Origin of the sequence: Microbacterium sp. H6, assembly GCF_003314775.1 — a bacterium.
Taxonomy (GTDB): Bacteria; Actinomycetota; Actinomycetes; order Actinomycetales; family Microbacteriaceae; genus Microbacterium; species Microbacterium oxydans.
On record NZ_QOAY01000261.1, the window covers coordinates 1 to 5,184 of the forward strand.

Below are 5,184 nucleotides of genomic sequence, written 5' to 3' on the forward strand. Positions count from 1 at the left end.
GTGCTGTGGTCGTCCGACGCCGGGGTCGTGCGCGCCGCCGAGGCACTGCGGGAGCTGGAGCGTCGCGTCGTCATCGGCGGCGGAGAAGTGCGCTGGAGCACCCCGGTCGAGCGCATCGAGGAGGACTCGGACGGCGTGGGGGTCAGCGTCGCCGAGGACATCCACCTGCGTGCCGAGACCGTCGTGGTGACGGCGGGAGCCTGGACGCGGACTCTGCTTCCGCACTTCGGCCTGCCGCGCCTCACCGTGACCGAGGAGACGCCGGCACACTTCCGGCCGCTCACGGACGCGCCGTGGCCCTCGTTCAACCACTACGTGCAGCCGGGGACCTACCCCGCGACCGTGTACGGCATGCCGACGCCAGGAGAGGGCGTGAAAGTCGGGTTCCACCGTGTCGGCGACGAGGTCGATCCCGATGCCCGCCCGCACCTGCCGACGCATCAGCGTGCGCTCTCGGACTACGTGCGGGAGTGGATGCCCGGCCTCGACCCGGCGGGGCCGGAACCGATCAGCTGCACGTACACCTCGACCGGCGACGGCGCCTTCGTGCTCGATCGCCTCGGCCGGATCGTGGTGGGCGCCGGGTTCTCCGGCCACGGCTTCAAGTTCGCGCCCGGCGTCGGCGGGGTCCTCGCCGACCTCGCGATCGACCCCGCCGCGCGCGCTGCCGCACCCTTCCGACTGCCCTGAGCGACCCGACTGTCCTGAGCGACACGGGAGCACGGCCCGTGTCCGCGAACGAACGTCAGCGCGAGCGCGCCACCCGCTTCTCGTCCCACACGGGCTCGTCGGACTCGTAGACCTCGCCGTCCGACCCGAACACCAGGAACCGGTCGAACGAACGGGCGAACCAGCGGTCGTGCGTGACCGCCAGTACCGTTCCCTCGAAGCGCGCGAGGGCCTGCTCCAGCGCCTCGGCCGATTCCAGGTCGAGGTTGTCGGTCGGCTCGTCGAGCAGCAGCAGCGTCGCCCCGGAGAGCTCCAGAAGGAGCACCTGGAACCGCGCCTGCTGTCCTCCCGACAGCGAGTCGAAGCTCTGCTGCGCCTGACGCACGAGACCGTAGCGGTCGAGTGCCGAACTCGCGGCGTCACGTGGCATACCCGCTCGGCGATCGTCCCCCCGATGCAGGATCTCTAGCAGCGTGCGGCCGACGAACTCGGGGTGCGCGTGCGTCTGCGCGAACAGGCCCGGCACCACCCTCGCTCCGAGCACGGCCGAGCCGGTGTGTTCGACAGCACTGAGCTGCTCACCCGTCGACGTCACGTGACCGAGCGTGGCGTCGGGGTCGGATCCACCGCGAGCGAGCAGGCGCAGGAAGTGCGACTTGCCTGACCCGTTCGACCCGAGCACGGCCACCCGGTCGCCGTACCAGACCTCCGCGTCGAAGGGCCGCATGAGACCCGTCAGCTCCAGGCGCTGCGCGACCACCGCCCGTTTGCCCGTGCGCGCGCCGCGCAGGCGCATGTCGAAGTCCTGGGCCGGCGGACGCTCCTCCGGGGGACCCGCTTCCTCGAACTTGCGCAGGCGTGTCTGCGCCGCCTGGTAGCGCGAGGCGAAGCCGTCGTTCGCCGAGGCCTTGACCTTGAGGTTGGCCACCAGGGTCCGCAGCTTCTCGTGCTGCTCGTCCCACCGTCTGCGCAGCTCGTCGAGCCGGTCCATCCGGTCGGTGCGAGCCTGATGGTAGGTGCCGAAGCCGCCGCCGTGCACCCAGGCCGTGGCCCCGGCGCCTCCGGGTTCGAGCGTGATGAGGCGGTCGGCCGCTCGAGCGAGCAGCTCACGGTCGTGCGACACGAGCAGCACGGTCTTGGGCGTCTGGCGCAGCTGATCCTCGAGCCAGCGCTTCGTCGGCACGTCGAGATAGTTGTCCGGCTCGTCGAGCAGCAGCACCTCGTCGGGTCCGCGCAACAGGGCCTCGAGCGCCAGGCGCTTCTGCTCGCCACCGGAGAGCGTGGTGAGCTCGCGGTATCTTGCGCGCTCGAACGGGACGCCGAGCGCGGCGACCGTGCACTGGTCCCAGATCGTCTCGTGCTCGTATCCGCCGGCGTCCGCGTACTCGGCGATCGCCGATGCATAGGCCATCTGCGTATCGTGCTCGTCGCGTTCGATCAGCGCGTTCTCCGCGGTCTCGAGCGCCTCCGCAGCGACGCGGATACGTGTGGGAGCGACACGCACCAACAGCTGGTGCACGGTCTCGCCCGCTTCGCCGTGGCCGACGAACTGGTCCATGACGCCGAGTCCGCCGTCGATCGTCACGACGCCGTCATCAGCCGTCTGATCGCCGCGGATGATGCGCAGCATGGTCGTCTTGCCGGCGCCGTTCGGGCCGATCAGAGCGCTCGTCGAGCCCGCGCCGACCCGGAAGCTCGCCTCGTCGAGAAGCGGTCTGCCGTCTGGAAGCGTCAGGGAGACGCTGGATACATCGATGAAGCCCACGGTGCGTGGCCGTCCTTCCGCCCCGCACATGCCGAGCCGACCAGGATATCAGCAGGAGCGGTCACGGACCCAACGGGCCAGGTCACGGACGGAACGGGCCAGGTCGCAGACGACACCGGGCCGAAGACGCTGCGGACCGCTCAGACGAGAGCGCTCGACGTCGGTACGGGAGCGGCGAAGAGGTCGAGCACCGGGCAATGCGCATCGACGACGGCGCGCAGGTTCTCATACTCCTCCACGCTGTTCGGACCGGTGATGTCGACAGCCACGCGCACATCGTGGAATCCGGCGCGCCCCGACTCGTCGATGCCGAAGAGCTTGCGCACGTCGAGGTCGCCCTCGGCCGTGATCTCGATCGCGTCGATCGTGAGGCCGAGGGCCTGGGCGTAGAGCCGGTACACGACCACCTGGCACGAGACGAGCGCACCCAGTGCGTACTCGACCGGGCTGGCCGCGACGTCGTCCCCGGCGAGCGCACCCGGCTCGTCGACGAGGAAGCGGTGCGCGCCGGCCCGGATCTCGGTCGCGACCGAGCCGATTCCGCGTCCGCTGACGCGGTACGTCAATCGCGCGTTCGCCTCGTCCGCGGCGATCCGCTCGTTCCACGCCGATCCCGCGTCTGTGAGTCGCTGCGCGCGCTGGGCCGGGGTGACATCCGCGACACCGGCGAGCTGGTCCTGGAGAAGAGTCATGGCCCGACGGTAGCGATCGTCCGGTTCCCCGCGCCCGCCGCCCGTCATCGGGCTTCACACCGCGAAACGCAGCGTCACGACGCCGAGACCACGCCGGTGGTGTCAGCGCCGCAGCTGCTCGATGCGCTCGGACTCTCCCCACGCCCGGTCCGCCGTGAGAACAGGAAGATCGAGCCGTCGCGCAAGTGCGAGACACAGGCGGTCCCCCAGCGACAGCCCGCTTCCGCGCCTCCACGATTCCGCGGCGGCTTCCGCGTCGCGCTGGGACACCGGCTCGACCTTCAGCCGGTAGCTGAGCAACAAGCCGGAGGCGATGCCCCAGTCCGCTCCGGACGCGCGCACCTTCTGCGCGACCTCCGACCAGTTCGCGGCTCCGATCACGGAGTCGTCGAGGATCTCCTCGACGCGATCGGCGCCAGGCTCGCCCTGCAGGAAAGCGAGGAGAGCTGACGCGTCGACCACGATCACGCCGCTGCATCCTCGGAGTCCGCGGACCTCCGGCGCTCCGCGAGCAGCGACTCGAGAGCGCGCCTCCCCTCCAGCTGCGACCTGACGAGGGCCTTGGCCTGCTCCCTGGTGAGCAGGATCACGCCTCCTGACGTCTCGATCATGAGCAGCGGCACGCCCTGATCCCAATGCTGACGGTCGCGGAGTTCGGCAGGGACCACGAGGCGACCACGATCACCCATCGGTGCAACGAATGTGGTATCCATCCTTCGACGATACCACCGCCCCTCACGGCGGGGGCTTCACTCGGCGCGACTCAGACTCGTCAGCACCTCGGTGCGCGGAGCGGCAGGCAGGAAGAAGCGGAACTCCGTGCCGACACCCTCCTTGCTCGTCACGTCCATCGTCCCTCCGTGCGCGAGGACGATGGCACGGGTGATCGTGAGACCGAGACCCACTCCGGGTACCGCGTTGCGCGTCGCGGTCGACGCACGGAAGAAGCGGGTGAACAGCATCCCCTGTTCGTCCTCCGGTATCCCGACCCCGGTATCGGCGATCGAGAACTCCACGCCGCCGTCGACCGCGCGCACTCGCGCGGTGACCTTCCCGCCGCGAGAGGTGAACTTGATGGCATTGGAGAGCAGGTTGTCGATGGCCTGCCCCACTCTTCCGGCATCGACGAAGACGGGCATCGCCGCAGGACCGACCTCCGCGACGAGTTCGATCCCTTCCCGCTGCGCATGCGGACCGGCCGACACCACCGCGGATCGCACCAGCGCGGCCGCATCGGCCTCATCGCGCTCGAGGGGGAATCGCCCGGACTCGACCTGGGCGGTGAACAACAGGTCGCCGACGAGATTGAGCAGACGCTGCGCGTTGCGCTCGATGATGCCGACGAACTCCTGCTGGTCCTCCGTGAGCGGCTGCCCTGGATCGTTCTGCAGCAGGTCCAGGAAGCCGATGATGGCGCTGAGGGGTGTCCGGAGCTCATGGGAGATCATCCCGACGAACTCGTCCTTCATCCTCGCGACCTCGACGGCCCTGGTCTCGTCTGTCAGCACGAACAGATATCCCTGCTGCGCGCCCGCACCGTCTTTGTGGGGAGTGACCGTCACACGTGCGGGAACCGTCGTCCCGCCTGCGGTCACGACCTCGATGTCCCCGTCGACGGGGACACCGGCGTCCGCCTGTCCGAACAGAGCCTTGATCCCCGGGTCGAGTTCGGCGTAGCCGGCGGGCATGTCGCCGGACGGCGCGGAGTGCTCCGCCGTGTCAGCCGCCAGCATCGAGAGCACGGCGGTCGAGAAGAAGCGATCGATGCGCACGTCGTCGAGAGCCTCGTCGACGGGAAGTCCGAGCAGGCGCACCGCTCCCGGGTTCCAGGCCGTCACGATACCGCTGCAGTCCGTGGCCACCACGGCCTGCGCCGTTATCGACGACCACAGACTCTCGAACGAGTCCAGCAGCTCCCGGTACTGGTGCTCCTTCTCGCGCAGCTGCACGATCATGGCCACGTTCTCGGACAGCGCTCTGGTTCGTTCGGCGACGAGCTCCTCCGCCTGTTCCACGCGCATCCGCTGCTGCCGCGCGAGCTGGTTGATCACGGCCGCC

Annotated in this window: 6 protein-coding genes; 1 reads left to right on the forward strand and 5 read right to left on the reverse strand. The window is 69.5% G+C overall.

The annotated features are described in order from the left end of the window. On the forward strand, positions 1-690 hold a 690-nt coding region (locus DSP71_RS16810), incomplete at its 5' end, for an FAD-dependent oxidoreductase (RefSeq protein ID WP_113681645.1). A gap of 55 nt (positions 691-745) precedes the next feature. Here the strand turns inward: DSP71_RS16810 and DSP71_RS16815 are convergent. The 5 genes from DSP71_RS16815 to DSP71_RS16835 form a co-directional block, all read right to left on the reverse strand. Then, a complete protein-coding gene (locus DSP71_RS16815; protein ID WP_082738594.1) occupies positions 746-2,434 on the reverse strand; it encodes an ABC-F family ATP-binding cassette domain-containing protein in 1,689 nt (562 codons plus the stop codon). Positions 2,435-2,574: 140 nt separating this feature from the next. Further along, positions 2,575-3,126 (reverse strand): OsmC family protein, encoded by a 552-nt coding sequence (locus DSP71_RS16820; RefSeq protein WP_113681646.1) that lies wholly within the window; start codon positions 3,124-3,126, stop codon positions 2,575-2,577. A 102-nt stretch (positions 3,127-3,228) separates the two neighbouring features. Further along, entirely contained in the window at positions 3,229-3,594 is a 366-nt protein-coding gene (locus DSP71_RS16825) for a type II toxin-antitoxin system VapC family toxin (RefSeq protein ID WP_113681647.1), read from the reverse strand. Then, complete coding sequence (locus DSP71_RS16830; RefSeq protein ID WP_113681648.1) at positions 3,591-3,839, reverse strand: AbrB/MazE/SpoVT family DNA-binding domain-containing protein; 249 nt, start codon at positions 3,837-3,839, stop codon at positions 3,591-3,593. Before DSP71_RS16830 ends, DSP71_RS16825 begins: the two co-directional genes overlap by 4 nt. A 36-nt stretch (positions 3,840-3,875) precedes the next feature. After that, positions 3,876-5,184, reverse strand: a 1,309-nt coding sequence (locus DSP71_RS16835; RefSeq protein ID WP_258546509.1) for a cell wall metabolism sensor histidine kinase WalK, incomplete at its 5' end; no start/stop codon positions are given.

Excerpts from the sequence above, each read along its gene's own strand:
- DSP71_RS16820 (WP_113681646.1), bottom strand. The coding sequence starts at position 3,126 with ATGACTCTTCTCCAGGACCAGCTCGCCGGTGTCGCGGATGTCACCCCG.
- DSP71_RS16830 (WP_113681648.1), bottom strand. The coding sequence starts at position 3,839 with ATGGATACCACATTCGTTGCACCGATGGGTGATCGTGGTCGCCTCGTG.